The sequence below is a fragment of the Agrobacterium sp. 20P9.1.2 genome, from assembly GCF_057799395.1.
The window spans coordinates 102,513-117,629 of record NZ_JBYOKI010000004.1; the positions used below are offsets into that span (position 1 = coordinate 102,513).

Sequence of the window (15,117 nt, forward strand, 5' to 3'; positions counted from 1 at the left end):
GACGCTCAAACATTGCCAAAGTCGCGACGTTTAAGTTGATCGGGAGGTTGCCACAGGTCGATCTCCCCCCTTGAGGGGGAGATGCCCGGCAGGGCAGAGGGGGGTGAGCCAAGACCACAAAGGATCATGGCCACCCCCCGCACCCATCACATCGAAGCCTTGATCTTCTCCGCCACCTCTGGCGAAACCCACTTCGTCCAGATTTCCTCGTGGTTTTCGAGGAAATAGGCCGCACCGTCTTCATTGGTGCCCTGGTTTTCATCCATCCAGGCCAGAACTTCGGCAACCGTGTCGTTGCCCCACTGGCGCTTCTTGACGTATTCAACGGAAGGACCGGCCTTTTCGGCAAATTCCTTGGTTACGACCGTAAACACTTCGGCAACCGGATAGGCGTTGGGCTTGGGGTCGGCGCAATCTGGCTTGGCGATGCAATTGTCGTAGGCTTCGCGGTCCAGTTCGACGCCGTCTTCCAGCTTGACCATATCGTATTTGCCCAGAATGGCAGTCGGTGCCCAGTAGTAACCGAGCCAGCCCTGCTTCTTTTCATAGGCATTGGAAATGGAGCCATCGAGGCCAGCACCGGAGCCGGTGTCAACCAGGGTGAAGCCCTTTTCATCGGCCTTGCGTGCCTTGAAGAGATTGGCCGTCGTTGGCTGGCAACCCCAGCCTGGCGGGCAACCGAAGACTGCACCCTTACTGGCATCTTCCGGTGCCGGGAACAGTTCAGGATGCTTGAGCGCATCTTCCACGGTCTTGATGTCAGGATGGGCGTCGGCGAGATATTTCGGAATCCACCAGCCTTCCACGCCCCCGTCGTTCAGGATTTTGACTTCCTGAATGAGATTGCCGGATTTGACGGCCTCTTCGTAAGGTGAGCCCAGCGTGTTCACCCACATTTCAGGCGCCATATCCGGCTGGCCTTTTTCATTCATGGAGGTGAAGGTGGGTGTGGTGTCGCCGGTCACGATATCGATCGTGCAATCATAGCCGTTTTCCATGATGAACTTATCGACGTAAGCCGCAACACCCGCGGATGCCCAGTTCATTTCTGCGATGGAGATATTGCCGCAGGTCTCAGCGGCGTTGGCGGTGCTTGCGCCAGCGGCGGCGGCAAGGGTGAAGCCCGTGACAAGAATGGTCGAGGCGAGGAGTTTCTTCATTGTAAGACCCCCAAGTCTAATGCAGTGTTTATGTGAGGCATACCGGGGCACTGCAAAGCCCGGCCTGCCAGAAGCGTCGGCGCGACATCGAAACGACACCGCTGCCAGACCGCAGAGCTAAAGCCATGGAGCGTGGATTTCACGAGCATGCGCTTGCGAAAGCTCCAGGGCAAAATGACATGCGCGGAAAGATGAGTGAAAACCCATCAAAGAACAGCCGCCAAGACGCGACGAAGAAAGCCGCAATCACCGCGGCGGAAAAGCGCATAAATATGTCAACGGGTTTTATAATACGGCGAGAAGATGATATTGCAACGCAAAATGCCGCATTGCAGCCATGCGCGGTGCTGCGGAACCATTTTGGATGATTTTCAATACTTCGCAAATTGTCATTTTTTACTGACGATATTCGTCGCTTGACTTCATAAAAAATTAAAATGCAATTAATGTCAAATATATATTCAAATAACTCTGAATTCGGATTTTTGTGGAAAAAAATCTCAAATAAATCATTTCAGGAAGTATTTTTCTCCCAAATGCGGAGAATTCGTCATCCTCGGGCTTGTTCCGAGGATCTAATCACGCTTCTGCGGATGCAACGTGGAAGATGCCCGGGACACGCCCGAGCATGACGACATACGTAATAATTAGCCTCAAACCGCAGTCTTACCCGCCACCTTCAGCGCAAACGCATATTCAAACGCGATCTCCTCCAGCCGCTGGAACCGTCCGGACTTGCCGCCATGGCCAGCCGCCATATTGGTCTTCAGCAGGATCGGTGCTTCACCCGTCGTGTGCTCCCGCAGTTTCGCCACCCACTTGGTCGGCTCCCAATAGGTCACGCGCGGGTCGGTCAGGCCTGAAATGGCCAGAAGCGGCGGGTAGGGCTTTGCGCCAACATTGTCGTAGGGCGAATAGGCGGCGATCCACTGATATTCCTCTTGTGACTCCAGCGGGTTGCCCCATTCCGGCCATTCCGGCGGCGTCAGCGGCAGCGTGTCGTCCAGCATGGTCGTCAGCACGTCCACGAAAGGAACGGCGGCGATGATGCCTGCGAATTTTTCCGGTGCCATATTGGCGACCGCGCCCATCAGCATACCACCGGCAGAGCCGCCCTCGGCAATGATGCCGTGATAAGAGGTGAAGCCGTCCTTCACCAGATGGTCGGCAGCGGCGATGAAATCTTTGAAGGTGTTCTGCTTGTGCTCCATCTTGCCGGTTTCATACCACTCGAAACCCTTGTCCTTGCCGCCGCGAATATGGGCCACGGCATAGACGAAGCCGCGATCGACCAGCGAGAGATTGTTGGTGCTGAAGGAGGCCGGAATGGAAATTCCGTAAGCGCCATAACCATAGAGCAGGCAGGGGGCTGAACCATCCAGCGGCGTATCCTTGCGGTAGAGCAGGGACACCGGTACCAGCGCCCCATCATGCGATGTCGCCATGATGCGGCGTGTCACGTAGTCTTCCGGGTTGTGGCCGGACGGCACTTCCTGTGTCTTCAGCAAGGTGCGTTCCCGCGTCACCATGTCGTAGTCGAACAGCTGGCTTGGCGTGGTCATGGAGGAGTAGCTGAAGCGGATGACATCGGTGTCGTATTCGGCGGCACCATGCAAGCCCAGCGAATAGGCTTCCTCGTCAAAGGCAATGGCGTGTTCGTCGCCGCTCACCCGGTCGCGGATGACGATGCGTGGCAGGCCATCGCGGCGCTCCAGCCAGATCAGGTGGCGGGCATAGGCATCGATATCGAGAATGAGGCGGCCCGGCTCGTGCGGTACGACTTCCGTCCAGTTTTCCTTGCCCGGTGCCGTCACCGGCGTTTCCATGATGCGGAAATCCTTGGCGTCGCCGTCATTCGTCAGAATGTAGAAAACATCGCCACCTTCGCACAGGGAATATTCGATGCCTTCCTCACGCTCCGCCACGATCTGTGGCTCGGCGGTCAAATCCTTGGTGGAGAGAATGCGGTATTCGCTGGTCTCGTGGTCGTGAATGTCGATGAAAATGAAATCGTCCAGCACGGACGCGCCCACACCCATGAAGAAGCCGGGGTCTTTTTCCTCATAGACCAGACGGTCGGACGATTGCGGCTGGCCGATAATGTGGTGGAAGACCTTGGACGGGCGGTGGTTCTCATCCTGAAGCGAATAGAAGAAGCTCTTGCCATCCGGCGCCCATGCCCCGCCGCCCGCCGTGTTCTCGATCACATCTGCCAAGTCCTCGCCGCTTTCCAGCTCGCGAATGCGCAGGGTGTAATATTCAGACCCCTTGTCGTCATAGCCCCAAATGCCGCGACTGTGATCGCTGGTCTGGTCGAGGCCCGCGAGGCGGAAATAGTCCTTGCCTTCGGCTTCCTTGTCGCCATTCAACAAAACGTGTTTCTCGCCGCCACCGCGTGGGGTGCGGAAATAATGCGGCTGCTCGCCACCGGTCACGAACAGCGTGCCGTAAGCATAAGGACCGTCATTGACCGGCACCGAGGAATCGTCCTGCTTGATGCGGCCCTTCATCTCCTCGAACAGCTTCTCCTGAAGCGGCTTGGTGTCGGCCATCGCCGCTTCCATATAGGTGTTTTCGGCCTCCAGATGGGTGCGAATGGCCGGGTCCAGCAGCGTCGGATCCTTGAACATGGCCTGCCAGTTATCGGCGCGAAACCACGCATAATCATCCGTGCGGGTGATGCCGTGATGGGTGTCGCTCACAGGCTTCTTTTCGGCAACGGGGGCGGCTGGCAGGTTCTTGAAAATGGACAAGGATATACTCGCTTTCATGAAGACATCGGTCTACGTGTGCCAAGATGTAGAGTGCTGCTCTGGGTCGATCAAGGAGGAAAACTCCTTGTGGCTTAGAAGCCATGGGCACAATTTGGTCTGCTTTCGATCACAATTTAACACTAGATCGCAAATCCGACACATCCGTGCCGATGCTGGCAAGCTGGTGGTTTTGCCTCAAGACCCCAGATTTGTCTCGAAATTCAAGACAAGAAGAAACGAAAAGCCCGACAGGACACCATGCACAAGCTTCTCTCCGTTGCCCTTCTCGCAGCCTCTTCCAGCGTGCCGATGGCCATGCCCGCCCATGCCATAGACGCCAATGTCCTTCGTCAGCTCAATGCGCTCGCCCCGGAGGAGCGTCTGGAGCAGCGCTGCGATATCGAAGCCATGGAGCGCATCGCCAAGGACCAGAAGGGCATGAAGCCGGACAAGGTCATTGCCTATGCCTTCGGCGACCCCGATGTCACCCCTGATTCCATCAAGGCTGCCGGTGCCGTGTTCAGAAGCGGTGGGGAATGGTATCGCCTGCGCTACAAATGTCAGATCGCCACCACAACGCTCGGCATCCGCAATTTCGATTACAAGGTCGGAGACAAGGTGCCGGAAGAGCAATGGGCGAAGCATTATCTGTACGACTAAGCCGTCTCGATCCTCATTTTTGTGATAACGGCGTCAAGACTGCCCGTTGCCAATACGCAACGATATCTAACTGATTTCTTATTGATATTGCCGCATGCCGATTTGCTGATTAATCCTTGTGTCAGAGGGTTTTTCAGGGGCAGGTTGCATGAATGTGAGTTTTCGCGGGCTTTCGGCCTTTCCGCTGACGCCAGCGGATGAAGAGGGGCGCGTCGATGTCGAGGCCCTGTCGCTGCTGGTGCAGAGGCTGGATGCGGCAGAGGTCGATAGCATCGGCCTTCTGGGCAGCACCGGAAGCTACGCCTATCTGTCTCGCAACGAGCGTCTGCGCGCCGTCAATGCCGCGGTGGAATGCCTGAAAGGCAAGGGCAGGCAGCTGATCGTCGGTGTCGGCACGTTTCGCACCAGTGAAGCGGTTGCGCTGGCCAAGGATGCGGAAGCCGCCGGTGCCGATGCGCTGTTGCTCGCCCCCGTTTCCTATACGCCGCTGACGCAGGAAGAGGCCTATCATCATTTTGCAGCGGTGGCCGGGGCGACCAGCCTTCCGCTCTGCATCTACAACAATCCGTCCACCACGCATTTTTCTTTCGGCGACGAGCTGCTGGTGCGGCTGGCCTATATTCCACATATCCGCGCGGTCAAAATGCCTCTGGCCGCTGAGGTGGGCTTCAAAGCCGAACTAGAGCGCCTGCGCCCACGGCTGGGCGATGATTTCACCATCGGCTACAGCGGCGATTGGGGTTGTGCAGAGGCCGTACTGCAAGGTGCAGATTGCTGGTACAGCGTCATCGGTGGGTTGCTGCCGGTGCCTAGCCTTCGTCTGCTGCGCGCCTCGCAAGCGGGAGACGCCGCCGAAGTAAAGCGTATCGAAGACTATTTCCAGCCGCTCTGGTCCCTGTTCAGGGAATTCGGCAGCTACCGCGTGGTTTATGCAGCGGCGAATCTTCTGTCGCTTACCCACCGCCAGCCGCCTTTGCCGGTCATGCCGCTCAGCGTCAGCGATTGCGCGCGGGTGGAAGAGGCGCTGGCCAAGCTTGCGGAACTGGATGGCCTGCCAGCCGCCACGCCATAATTCCGGCGTTTTGCGGGCAGTATTGCCGACATATGGCGCAAAAACTGCGAGGCGGTTTGGCGGCTGAACTTTATCGATCATCGAAGGCTCGTGACATGCTGAAGACAATCACTCTCGTCTCTTTGCTGGCCGCCATGATGTCTCCTGCCTTCGCAGCGACCGGCGGCCTTGTCGAGCCGACGCTGAAAATGCAGCCGGGCAAGGCGCATGCGCCGCGCGTCGCCATCACGCTCGATGCCTGCATGGGCAAGACGGATTTCCGCATTCTCGATACCCTCGTCAGCGAGAAAATCCCCGCAACGATCTTCGTCACCGCCCGCTGGCTCAAGCACAATCCGCAGGCGCTGGCCGTGCTGATGTCACACCCCGACCTGTTCGAACTGGAAAATCACGGCGAAAACCACATTCCAGCCGTGGATAAGCCGGTCTCGATCTACGGCATCGCCGCCGCAGGCTCACCGGCAGCTGTGGAGCAGGAAGTGGAAGGCGGCAGGCTCGCCATCGTCGCCGCCACCGGTCGCCAGCCACAATGGTTTCGCGGCGCGACCGCCAAATACACCAATTCCTCCATGTCGATCATCAATCAACTCGGAGAACGCGTCGCCGGTTATTCCATCAATGGCGATGGCGGCTCGCTGCTGGGCGCTGGCATGACAGCCAAGCACATCGCCTCCGCCAAGGACGGCGATGTCGTTATCGCCCACATCAACCAGCCCACCCACGAAGCAGGCGAAGGCGTCGTCCGCGGCCTCCTCGCGCTAAAAGCCCGGGGCGTCATCTTCACCCGCCTGGATGACCCGGCGTTTAACGCACCGTCGAATTGACCGTCAGGAGACGGCGCGCTCCAATGCTGCCGTCACCCACTTGTTGAGGCTGATGCCATCTCTTCGGGCCGCGTTTGAAACGGCCTTGTGAAGTTTCGGTTCGGTGCGCACCACGAACTGGCCCGAAAATGGTTTTTCCGGTTCTTCGCCACGCTCGGTGCAGAAGGTGAGATAATCCTCTATGGACTCTGCCAACGCCTGTTTGAGTTCTGTCGCAGAAGAGCCCTGAAAGGTGATGACGTCCCTCAGATCGATGACTTCGCCATGGAAAAGATCAGCCTCTTCATCGAATTCGATGACGGCCTCATATCCTTTATAGTGCATCACACTCATGGTTTTATCCCTGCTTCGTTCAGAAACCGCCGCACGGATTTTACCGCACCCTTGTCCGTTTCCTTCTGTGGGTGAGGACGATGAAACACCGCCCGAACACCGTTAAGAGCAACACGTACGCGTGACCCTTGGCCTTCCGTTACCTCAGCGCCGCTAGCGAGGAACAGCGCTTCAATATCCCGCCAAACGATGCCCGCTCGAACAGGATCAGAAAAGATCGCTTCCAACACGGCCTGATGCTTTTTGTTGAATTCCATATAGTATCACTATTCGATATCATTTCAAGATGTGCAGCCTGTGGAGGCTTCAAATGAGATGACATGAAAAGCAACTATTGAGGGAATTTGCAAGTGGAGCACGTGACAGTCAAGACGGCAGGTTTGGCACCACGCGACGGGAGGGAAAAAGCTCTCGTGCAACGGTCATGCCGATAAGGGAAAGCGGCAGGGCCAGCATGGCGCCTGCGGCACCCCACATCCATGTCCAGAAGATGATGGCGACGAAGACGAGGAAGGGATTGATTTCCATGTTCTTGCCCACCACTGCCGGGAATGCCAGGTTTTCCATCAGCAGGTGAATGGTGAAGAACACCATGGCGGGCAGCAGGCCCAGCAGCAGGCTGTCATGAGTCAGGATGCCGCCAATCGTCAGCGCCAGCGTCATGGCGGTGATGCCGAGGAACGGCACGAAGCTGGAGAGGAAGGCGAACAGTCCCCACAGGAACGGCATGGCAAGACCGCCCGCATAGGCGATGATGATCATGGTCACGCCAAGCCCCGCATACATCAGCGATGCGGTGGCGAAGTAGGAGCTTAGAACATGTTCGATGGAGGCGATGGTGCGGATGGTGCGCAGGCGCTGGTGGCGCTGCGGAAACGCCATGATGACGGCTTTGCGCAGGCGAATGCGGCTGTAGAGGAAAAGAAGCAGTGCTGCGAAGAAGACCAGTCCCTGCACGATCGCGGGTGTCAGGTTTGAGCCAACAACGGAAATGATATCGCCGCTGCGCGAGAGGATGGATTCAAGCGAGATCGAATTCAGACTGAAGGTCGCTGCGGAAAAATTCAGCCATCGCAGGCTTTGCAGATAGGGCACGAAACGATTGATGGCTTTCTCGACAATGTCAGGACCTTCCGATGCCAGCGTGGACAGCGGATCGATCAGCGAATTGATGACGAGGAAGAAGACGAGGGCAACGGCGGATGAGAGAATGAGCGCCACCGCAAAACCGGGAATGCCGTAAGAGTTCAGCTTGCCCGCCGCCACGCCGAGGATCATGCCAACCACGATGGCCATGACGATCGGAATGAGAATGATCGATAGTGAGTGGATGACGCCCATCAGCACGATCGCGAAAAGCCCGACGATGGACCACGCCACAGCAACATCCAGCGCCTCGCGGCCCAGTGGTTGCTGACTACGCTCATCATCATGCGCCGTCGCCAGCGCGCCTCGCATGAAGGGGTCTTTGTGATCCGTGCTGGCAGCAGCGGCTGCACCGTGTTTTCGGTTGGCTATCGTCTGGTCATTCATAAACAGTCCCCCATCAGGGCGTATAACGCTCGATGGGGTATGCAGTTCCGGGGGAGGGAATATTTACCTGTGTGGAGAAGGCCCCCTCTGCCTGCCGGCATCTCCCCCACAAGGGGGGAAAGCGCTAGAGGAGTTGACACAGCCCATTGGTAACGTATGACGTGTGTATAGCCTTGCCACATCTGTCTCCCCACCTGTGGTGGAGATGCTGGCAGGCAGAGGGGGCTGCCACACGGTAAAACGCTGGCTTGTATCTGCCTCCAGCAATCAAGCCGAAAGCTTCAACCCAATACCCCAAGGGTCCTTCACCGCAACGCTGTCGCTCTGCCGTTCCGTGGCGATTTGCAACCGGTCGAGGGCGGCGAGGGCACTGTCCAATGCTGCCTTCTCGTTGAACTTCAGCGAATAGCCGGAAAGGCCGGTCATGTTGGCAGAGCGGGCCTGCGCGCCGCGGCTGTTCCAGATGTTGGCGGCGACGTGGTGGTGGTAGGCGCCGGAGCCGAAGAAGCTGGCGCCGGGATAGCGCGCCATGATTTTCAGGCCCAGCACGTCTTGATAAAATTCATCCGCCTGTGGAAGATTGCCGACCTGAAGGTGAATGTGGCCGATGGCCGTGCCGTCTGCGGCCTTGGCAAAGGTTGCCTTGGGCGCGCTGTCATAGAGTTCCTGGAGGTTCAGCCGCAGCGTGGACATGGCAACCGTGCCATCCGGCTGGTAGGTCCATTCGTCCGGGGTGCGGTCGCGGTAGACCTCGATGCCGTTGCCTTCCGGGTCTGCCAGATAGATCGCTTCGCTGACCAGATGGTCGGATGCTCCCTGAAGCTGCACATTGTTGTGCGCCACATGCGTCAGCCACAAGGCCAGATCGCTGCGGCTCGGCATCAGGAAGGCCGTGTGGAAAAGGCCCGCCGCGCTGCTCGGCGCACGAACGGCATCATTCGACGTTGTCAGGGTCAGAAGCGGCTGGCCGCCCACACCCAGCACTTCACCGCTGGCCGATTTTTCGATGACGGAAAGGCCGATGATCTTCTGATAGAAATCCGACACCAGCGGCAGATCCCGCACCACGAGGTGGGCCTGGCCGACATAGGCGGGCCGCGTCAGCGCAAATTGCTTGTTTTTACTCATTGCTTGGCACTCCAAATCCAGCCGTCTGATTGCGGCGATGTTGGGCAGACTATGCGCGCGATTGATCGTTCAGAAAAGATAGCCGTTTGGTGATGCTGCGTGTGCTATTTGTTGACAATCACCGCATCTGGCCTTGATGCTGATCAATTCCCTCTTCGCCTTTACCGTGTAAATATAAGGAACTTCAAAAGCACGATGCGTGTTTTCAAAGTCGAAGGGAGAACATCATGTACAGCAAAATCCTCGTTCCGGTCGATCTGAGCGCCCCGGAAAAAGCTGAGAAAATCTTGAAGAAAGCCGAAGCTCTGCTCGATCCGGCGGGCCATATCGTGCTTTTGAATGTGGTGGAAGATTTGCCGAATTATCTCGCCATCGATCTGCCGATGGATTTGATCGAAAATGCCATCAAGGATGCCAAGGAGAGGCTCGCGGCGCTGAAAGGCAAATCATCACGCATCGGCGCGGTGGAAATCCGCAGCGGTGCCGCCGCCCGCGAAATTCTGGCCGCAGCGGAAGACTTGACGGTCGATCTCATCATCGTCGCGTCGCACACGCCTGATCTGACCAATTATTTCATCGGCGCAACGGCAGACCGTGTCGTCCGTCACGCCAAATGCTCCGTGCTGGTGGATCGATAAACGATAGAGATGCGGAATGGCACGCCGCCCGCGCGCCAAACCCTTACGCTGCGTAGCGTGTATAGGGCGCCGATGTGCGCCCCTGGCCTGATAGCGAGAAGCGGTTGATCAGCGTGGCCAGTTCCTGCGAACGGGCATTCATATCATTCACCGCTGCGGTGGATTGCTCGACCATGGCTGCGTTCTGCTGGGTGACCCGGTCCATCTCGTTCACCGCCGTGTTGATCTCCTGCAAGCCCGCCGCCTGCTCGCGGGCGGAGGCGGCTATGTCGGCCACCAGCCGGTCCATTTCCGTTACCTTGCCGAAGATCGCCTTCAGCGTCTGTCCCGTGGATTCCACAAGCGTCACGCCGCGTTCCACCTGCTGGGTGCTGGTGGCAATCTGGTTGCGAATTTCCTTGGCGGCATCGGCGGAGCGCTGTGCAAGCGCGCGCACTTCTGAAGCGACAACCGCAAAGCCCTTGCCGGCATCACCCGCGCGGGCGGCTTCGACACCTGCATTCAGCGCCAGAAGATTGGTCTGGAAGGCAATTTCATCGATAACAGAGACGATCTGGCCAATCTGGGTGGAGCTGGCCGCAATCTCGCTCATCGCGGTCTCGGCTTCCTTCATGATGTCGCTCGATTTTTCGGCCTCCTGCTTGGCGCTGGTGGCGGCAACGGTTGCCTGAGACGCGCCTTCGGATGTGCGCCGCACCGTTGCGGTAATCTGGTCCAGCGCCGCTGCCGTTTCCTCCAGAGAACTGGCCTGCTGTTCCGTGCGCCGGGAAAGATCGTTGGTGGACGCGTAAATTTCCTGCATGCCACGGCATATGTCGTCGGACGTGTGGGAAATTCCCGCCATCGCCTGGCGCAAAGCCTCGGCGGCGTTGTTGAAGTCGCGGCGCGCGGCCTCGTGCTTTTCGGGCAGGGGCTGCGTCAGCTGTACGGAAAGATCGCCGGAGGCAAGGCTGCTTAGCGCCTCGCCAAGCGCCGTCATCGCGCGGCTGTCAGCCTGCGCATCTTCGGCCCGCTGGCGGTCGAACTCCGCTCTCTGCCGGGCCGTTTCATCATTCATGTCGCTGATAAGATGATGGATCGCAACAGCGACATCCGTGTAAAGCCCTTTCATCAGCGTGCGGATGAACGCTTCCCGCTTGCTGGCACTCCAGCGCGTTTCCTGCAAGACCACCAGCGTCCATTCGGCGGCATAGATCGAGCAGGCATCGATGATGAAACGGGTAAAACCGATCTTGTCGTTGATGCCGCGAATGACCTTGCCCTGAGCATCGAAATAGTCGGTCTTGAAAGCGCCTTCGCATAGCCGCCGGAACTTGACGGCTTCAAGCTGCAGAAGCTCTTCCGGCACTTTCACCATGGTCGGATCGAAGGACTGAAAGCATTTTACAGCGACCTCGCGGACATGTTTTTCCAGATGTGCGTAAAGCTCCTCGCCACGCTTGCGTTCCTCACCCGCCCAAGGCTTGATCTCATCTTCGATGCGCCGCATTTTCAAAAGACCTTTTCAAAAATTGTTTGATTACGTCTCATATTGCGCAATCGTTTCGACTTCCTAAAGTTAAGGTTGTATTATCTTGCAGGGTGTTATTTTTGATGATGATCGAGTTCGACTTTTGCGACAGGCGTGAATGCAAAGTGATCGCGTTTTGCGCGGCATGTCTTGTTCCCGTCTCATATTGTCTGCATGATCCGGATATTGATGTGCGAGAACGAATATGAGTGAACTTTGGCGCTTTGGACGCCGCTATGATCTTCCTGAAATCGTGGCCGACGGTATTGTGCATGGCGTGGGCATCGTCTTTGCCCTGATTGGTGCAACCGCGCTGATTTTCTACGTCACGCTCTGGGGCAGTCTCAGCGCCATTGCGGCCGTCTGGGTCTATGCCTTTGGCCTCGTCCTGTGCCTGTCCATATCGTTCACCTACAACATCTGGCCGCATTCCAATGTGAAATGGTATCTGCGGCGGCTGGATCATTCCGGTATCTTCATTCTCATTGCCGCCACCTACACGCCTATCCTGCAACGCGGCATAGAAGATCCGTTCATTGCCGTTACTTTGTTTGGCATATGGGTCGCCGCCATCTCGGGCATTCTTCTGAAATGCTTCTTCCCCGGGCGGTTCGATCGCCTGACCATCCTGCTTTATCTCGCCATGGGCTGGAGCGGTGTGATGGTGGCAGATCGCCTGTCCTACCATCTGCCGCCCGTCAGCCTGTGGCTCATCGTCATCGGCGGCATCATTTATTCCATGGGCGTCATCTTCCATGTGTGGGAACGCCTGCGGTTCCAGAATGCCATCTGGCACGGCTTCGTCGTGGTGGCCGCCGCCGTGCATTACACCGCCGTCATGACCAGCTTCAGCATGACCCCCATCACGGCCTGACACCTGGTACGACGTAAAACCGCTACACAGTTTCGCGACTTGCTTTATGCTGGCCGTGAAATTGATTTGCAGCGGATATCAAGCATGACCATCGAACTACGCGACGCCACCGTCGACGATCTTCCCGGCATCATGGAGATTTACAACGACGCGGTGCTGAACACGACCGCCATCTGGAACGAGATTCTGGTTGATCTGGACAATCGCAAGGAGTGGTTCAAGGCCCGTAAGGACCGCGGCTTCCCGGTCATCGTCGCTATCAAGGATGAAGCCGTTGCCGGATACGCCTCATACGGAGACTGGCGCGCTTTCGATGGTTACCGCCACACCCGCGAACATTCCATTTATGTCCACAAGAATGCCCGGGGTTCAGGCCTCGGCAGGCAGTTGATGCAGGCGCTGATCGACCATGCCAAAACCAATGACGTCCACGTCCTCATCGGCGCCATCGAATCTGAAAACACCGCCTCCATCCGCCTCCACGAAGCCATGGGCTTCCGCGTCGCAGGCCAGTTTTCCGAGGTTGGAAAGAAGTTCGGTCGTTGGCTCGACCTGACCTGTATGGAACTCAAGCTTCCATCAGCGTGAGGTTTCTCGCCCCAAAGCGTTCGCGGTAGGCCGCAGGCGTGGTGGAAAATTGCTGGCGGAAGTGGTGACGCAGATTGGCGGCACTGCCTAGCCCGCTGGTTTCCGCAATGGCCTCAATGCCGAGTTGGGACGTCTCCAGCAGGTCTTTGGCCTTGGAAAGCCGTTGCAGGAGGAGCCATTTGGCGGGCGTCGTCCCAGTCGCGGCTTCGAACCGGCGCAGGAATGTGCGGCTGCTCATGCCTGCCATGTTCGCCAGCCGCGCAACGGTATAATCCTCCGTCAGTTGTGCTTGCATGGCATCCAGCAGCGGGCCAAGCCGCGCCTTCTCATGCGGTTCGGGAACGGCCTTGTCGATGAATTGTGCCTGCCCGCCATCGCGGTGCGGCACCACGACAAGCCGTCGCGCCACCATATTGGCAGCCTTGGTGCCGAAATCGCGGCGGATCAGATGCAGGCAGAGGTCTATGCCCGCCGCACTTCCAGCCGCCGTCAGCACGGTGCCGCCATCCACGTAGAGCACGTCAGGCAACACTTCGATTTCGCTAAACCGCGCTTTGAGACTGTCGGTATAGCGCCAATGGGTGGTGGCCTGCCTGCCATTCAAGAGACCTGCCGCCGCCAGCACGAAGACGCCGGAACAGAGCGACAGAACCCGCGCGCCGTTGTCATGCGCTTTGCGCAAGGCCATGCACAGAGCCTCCGGTACCGGTTCATGAATGCCACGCCAGCCCGGCACGATGATGGTGCCCGCCTGCTCAAGCAAATCCACCCCGCCATCCGTTACGAAACGCACGCCGCCTGCGGCCCGCATCTCACCCTCATCCACGGCGGCCACGGCAAAGCGATACCAGTCCTCTCCCATTTCCGGGCGCGCCAGACCGAAGATTTCAACGGCAACGCCGAACTCGAACGTGCAAAGCCCGTCATAGGCGAGAGCAACGACAAGACGGTTCGGCGCGGGGGCTTTCTGCGGTTTTGGCATGATGTTTACGATATATGGCAATTGTGCCATCTGCCAGTCTTTTTATGTGCGGCGTAAAGTTCGGCTATAACCCTGAAAGGAAAAGCCCATGAGCTACGTATCGGACATTCCCGCCGCATCGTCACAGGTCGTCATCGACCATTTCACACGTCGGCTCTCGGTCGAGACGGATTGCGCGGATGTATCAGCGTCCATGAAAAAAGGAGAGCAGGATTTCGTTCTCCTGCATGTCGTCGGGTCTGCGGAAGCCTTCGCCCGCAAGCATATTCCCGGCGCCATCTATCTGCGTCACGCGGATATGACCGCAGACTGCATGGCGCGGTGGCCTGATGATACGCTGTTCGTGGTCTATTGCGCCGGACCTCACTGCAATGGTGCCGACCAGGCCGCGTTGAAGCTCGCGCGTTTGGGGCGACCAGTGAAAATCATGATAGGTGGCATCACGGGATGGGAGGATGAGGGATTTGCGTTTGCTTCCGGTGAGGCTGAGGCGGCGTGATCGCATCGCCAACATTAAAAGCCACGCCATCCGTAAGGGTGACGTGGCTCTGTTCATCTGTCTACCAGACGCTCAATCCTGAGCTTCGAACACCATCGAGTGGCCATTGATGCAGTAACGCAGGCCTGTCGGTGGTGGGCCGTCGGGGAAGACGTGGCCAAGGTGGCCGCCGCAGTTGGCGCAGCGAATTTCCGTGCGCACCATGCCGAAAGCGTTGTCGCGATGTTCGGTCACGGCATCGGCTTTCACCGGTTCGAAATAGCTCGGCCAGCCGCACCCGGCATCGAATTTCGTGTCCGAGATGAACAGCGGCTCATCGCAGGCGGCGCAGCGGTAGAGGCCTTTTTCGGTGCTGTTCCAGTATGGACCGGTAAAAGGGCGCTCCGTGCCGTGTTCGCGCAGAATGTGAAACTGCTCGGGCGTCAACTCCTCGCGCCATTGTGCATCGGACTTGGTGATTTTGGGTGATTTGAGATCGCTCATCAGGAGATCCTTTCGTTTGTCCCCAAGATAGTGTCTCAGCTTCCCTGTTAAAAGAGCCTGCGGCTTTAACAGGGGATAAA

The 15,117-nt window shown here is 57.8% G+C and carries 17 protein-coding genes; 8 read left to right on the plus strand and 9 right to left on the minus strand.

All coding sequences use genetic code 11. The annotated features are described in order from the left end of the window. Window positions 1-146: 146 nt before the first annotated feature. On the minus strand, window positions 147-1,160 hold the full coding sequence (locus tag AC27VJ_RS13140) for an ABC transporter substrate-binding protein (RefSeq protein ID WP_488684426.1): 1,014 nt from the start codon (window positions 1,158-1,160) through the stop codon (window positions 147-149). Between the two features lie 125 nt (window positions 1,161-1,285). Here AC27VJ_RS13140 and AC27VJ_RS13145 point away from each other — a divergent pair, with 125 nt between their 5' ends. Continuing rightward, window positions 1,286-1,528, plus strand: a complete 243-nt coding sequence (locus AC27VJ_RS13145; protein WP_488684427.1) for a hypothetical protein — start codon at window positions 1,286-1,288, stop codon at window positions 1,526-1,528. Window positions 1,529-1,813: 285 nt separating this feature from the next. Here AC27VJ_RS13145 and AC27VJ_RS13150 read toward each other — a convergent pair whose 3' ends face one another. After that, window positions 1,814-3,913: a S9 family peptidase gene (locus tag AC27VJ_RS13150; protein ID WP_488684680.1), complete on the minus strand. Its 2,100-nt coding sequence runs from the start codon at window positions 3,911-3,913 to the stop codon at window positions 1,814-1,816. Between the two features lie 258 nt (window positions 3,914-4,171). Here AC27VJ_RS13150 and AC27VJ_RS13155 point away from each other — a divergent pair, with 258 nt between their 5' ends. From AC27VJ_RS13155 to AC27VJ_RS13165, 3 genes are all read left to right on the plus strand, one after another. Then, window positions 4,172-4,573, plus strand: a complete 402-nt coding sequence (locus AC27VJ_RS13155; RefSeq protein WP_488684428.1) for a DUF930 domain-containing protein — start codon at window positions 4,172-4,174, stop codon at window positions 4,571-4,573. Window positions 4,574-4,721: 148 nt separating this feature from the next. Then, window positions 4,722-5,645 carry a dihydrodipicolinate synthase family protein gene (locus AC27VJ_RS13160; protein WP_488684429.1) on the plus strand — a complete coding sequence of 308 codons (924 nt, stop codon included), beginning with the start codon at window positions 4,722-4,724 and terminating at the stop codon, window positions 5,643-5,645. 95 nt (window positions 5,646-5,740) lie between these two features. Continuing rightward, window positions 5,741-6,469, plus strand: a complete 729-nt coding sequence (locus AC27VJ_RS13165) for a polysaccharide deacetylase family protein (RefSeq protein ID WP_488684430.1) — start codon at window positions 5,741-5,743, stop codon at window positions 6,467-6,469. Window positions 6,470-6,472: 3 nt separating this feature from the next. Here AC27VJ_RS13165 and AC27VJ_RS13170 read toward each other — a convergent pair whose 3' ends face one another. The 4 genes from AC27VJ_RS13170 to AC27VJ_RS13185 form a co-directional block, all read right to left on the minus strand. After that, window positions 6,473-6,802, minus strand: a complete 330-nt coding sequence (locus AC27VJ_RS13170; RefSeq protein WP_488684431.1) for a type II toxin-antitoxin system HicB family antitoxin — start codon at window positions 6,800-6,802, stop codon at window positions 6,473-6,475. Next, window positions 6,799-7,059 carry a type II toxin-antitoxin system HicA family toxin gene (locus AC27VJ_RS13175; RefSeq protein ID WP_488684432.1) on the minus strand — a complete coding sequence of 87 codons (261 nt, stop codon included), beginning with the start codon at window positions 7,057-7,059 and terminating at the stop codon, window positions 6,799-6,801. Before AC27VJ_RS13175 ends, AC27VJ_RS13170 begins: the two co-directional genes overlap by 4 nt. Window positions 7,060-7,168: 109 nt before the next feature. Further along, window positions 7,169-8,335 carry an AI-2E family transporter gene (locus AC27VJ_RS13180; RefSeq protein WP_162727909.1) on the minus strand — a complete coding sequence of 389 codons (1,167 nt, stop codon included), beginning with the start codon at window positions 8,333-8,335 and terminating at the stop codon, window positions 7,169-7,171. A 267-nt stretch (window positions 8,336-8,602) separates the two neighbouring features. Then, window positions 8,603-9,463 carry a VOC family protein gene (locus tag AC27VJ_RS13185; protein WP_488684433.1) on the minus strand — a complete coding sequence of 287 codons (861 nt, stop codon included), beginning with the start codon at window positions 9,461-9,463 and terminating at the stop codon, window positions 8,603-8,605. A gap of 227 nt (window positions 9,464-9,690) precedes the next feature. Between AC27VJ_RS13185 and AC27VJ_RS13190 the strand changes: the two genes are divergently transcribed. Next, entirely contained in the window at window positions 9,691-10,101 is a 411-nt protein-coding gene (locus AC27VJ_RS13190; protein WP_353577874.1) for a universal stress protein, read from the plus strand. 43 nt (window positions 10,102-10,144) lie between these two features. On the opposite strand, the gene AC27VJ_RS13195 is transcribed toward AC27VJ_RS13190, so the two are convergent. Next, window positions 10,145-11,590, minus strand: a complete 1,446-nt coding sequence (locus AC27VJ_RS13195) for a methyl-accepting chemotaxis protein (RefSeq protein WP_488684434.1) — start codon at window positions 11,588-11,590, stop codon at window positions 10,145-10,147. 226 nt (window positions 11,591-11,816) lie between these two features. Between AC27VJ_RS13195 and trhA the strand changes: the two genes are divergently transcribed. Continuing rightward, entirely contained in the window at window positions 11,817-12,485 is a 669-nt protein-coding gene (gene trhA / locus AC27VJ_RS13200) for a PAQR family membrane homeostasis protein TrhA (protein ID WP_113089821.1), read from the plus strand. 84 nt (window positions 12,486-12,569) lie between these two features. Continuing rightward, window positions 12,570-13,073 (plus strand): GNAT family N-acetyltransferase, encoded by a 504-nt coding sequence (locus AC27VJ_RS13205; protein WP_488684435.1) that lies wholly within the window; start codon window positions 12,570-12,572, stop codon window positions 13,071-13,073. On the opposite strand, the gene ftrA is transcribed toward AC27VJ_RS13205, so the two are convergent. Continuing rightward, entirely contained in the window at window positions 13,054-14,085 is a 1,032-nt protein-coding gene (gene ftrA / locus AC27VJ_RS13210) for a transcriptional regulator FtrA (RefSeq protein ID WP_488684436.1), read from the minus strand. The genes AC27VJ_RS13205 and ftrA overlap by 20 nt on opposite strands. A gap of 58 nt (window positions 14,086-14,143) precedes the next feature. On the opposite strand from ftrA, the gene AC27VJ_RS13215 reads away from it, so the two are divergent. Beyond that, window positions 14,144-14,554, plus strand: coding sequence for a rhodanese-like domain-containing protein (locus AC27VJ_RS13215; protein WP_488684437.1), 411 nt, complete (start codon window positions 14,144-14,146; stop codon window positions 14,552-14,554). A gap of 72 nt (window positions 14,555-14,626) precedes the next feature. On the opposite strand, the gene msrB is transcribed toward AC27VJ_RS13215, so the two are convergent. After that, window positions 14,627-15,037, minus strand: coding sequence for a peptide-methionine (R)-S-oxide reductase MsrB (gene msrB, locus AC27VJ_RS13220; protein ID WP_113089825.1), 411 nt, complete (start codon window positions 15,035-15,037; stop codon window positions 14,627-14,629). Window positions 15,038-15,117 lie beyond the last annotated feature (80 nt).

Coding starts and splice junctions, on each gene's coding strand:
- trhA (WP_113089821.1), top strand. CDS start 11,817: ATGAGTGAACTTTGGCGCTTTGGACGCCGCTATGATCTTCCTGAAATC.
- msrB (WP_113089825.1), bottom strand. CDS start 15,037: ATGAGCGATCTCAAATCACCCAAAATCACCAAGTCCGATGCACAATGG.
- AC27VJ_RS13140 (WP_488684426.1), bottom strand. CDS start 1,160: ATGAAGAAACTCCTCGCCTCGACCATTCTTGTCACGGGCTTCACCCTT.
- AC27VJ_RS13180 (WP_162727909.1), bottom strand. CDS start 8,335: ATGAATGACCAGACGATAGCCAACCGAAAACACGGTGCAGCCGCTGCT.
- AC27VJ_RS13195 (WP_488684434.1), bottom strand. CDS start 11,590: ATGCGGCGCATCGAAGATGAGATCAAGCCTTGGGCGGGTGAGGAACGC.
- AC27VJ_RS13175 (WP_488684432.1), bottom strand. CDS start 7,059: ATGGAATTCAACAAAAAGCATCAGGCCGTGTTGGAAGCGATCTTTTCT.
- AC27VJ_RS13160 (WP_488684429.1), top strand. CDS start 4,722: ATGAATGTGAGTTTTCGCGGGCTTTCGGCCTTTCCGCTGACGCCAGCG.
- ftrA (WP_488684436.1), bottom strand. CDS start 14,085: ATGGCACAATTGCCATATATCGTAAACATCATGCCAAAACCGCAGAAA.
- AC27VJ_RS13185 (WP_488684433.1), bottom strand. CDS start 9,463: ATGAGTAAAAACAAGCAATTTGCGCTGACGCGGCCCGCCTATGTCGGC.
- AC27VJ_RS13145 (WP_488684427.1), top strand. CDS start 1,286: ATGGAGCGTGGATTTCACGAGCATGCGCTTGCGAAAGCTCCAGGGCAA.
- AC27VJ_RS13205 (WP_488684435.1), top strand. CDS start 12,570: ATGACCATCGAACTACGCGACGCCACCGTCGACGATCTTCCCGGCATC.
- AC27VJ_RS13190 (WP_353577874.1), top strand. CDS start 9,691: ATGTACAGCAAAATCCTCGTTCCGGTCGATCTGAGCGCCCCGGAAAAA.
- AC27VJ_RS13170 (WP_488684431.1), bottom strand. CDS start 6,802: ATGAGTGTGATGCACTATAAAGGATATGAGGCCGTCATCGAATTCGAT.
- AC27VJ_RS13165 (WP_488684430.1), top strand. CDS start 5,741: ATGCTGAAGACAATCACTCTCGTCTCTTTGCTGGCCGCCATGATGTCT.
- AC27VJ_RS13155 (WP_488684428.1), top strand. CDS start 4,172: ATGCACAAGCTTCTCTCCGTTGCCCTTCTCGCAGCCTCTTCCAGCGTG.
- AC27VJ_RS13215 (WP_488684437.1), top strand. CDS start 14,144: ATGAGCTACGTATCGGACATTCCCGCCGCATCGTCACAGGTCGTCATC.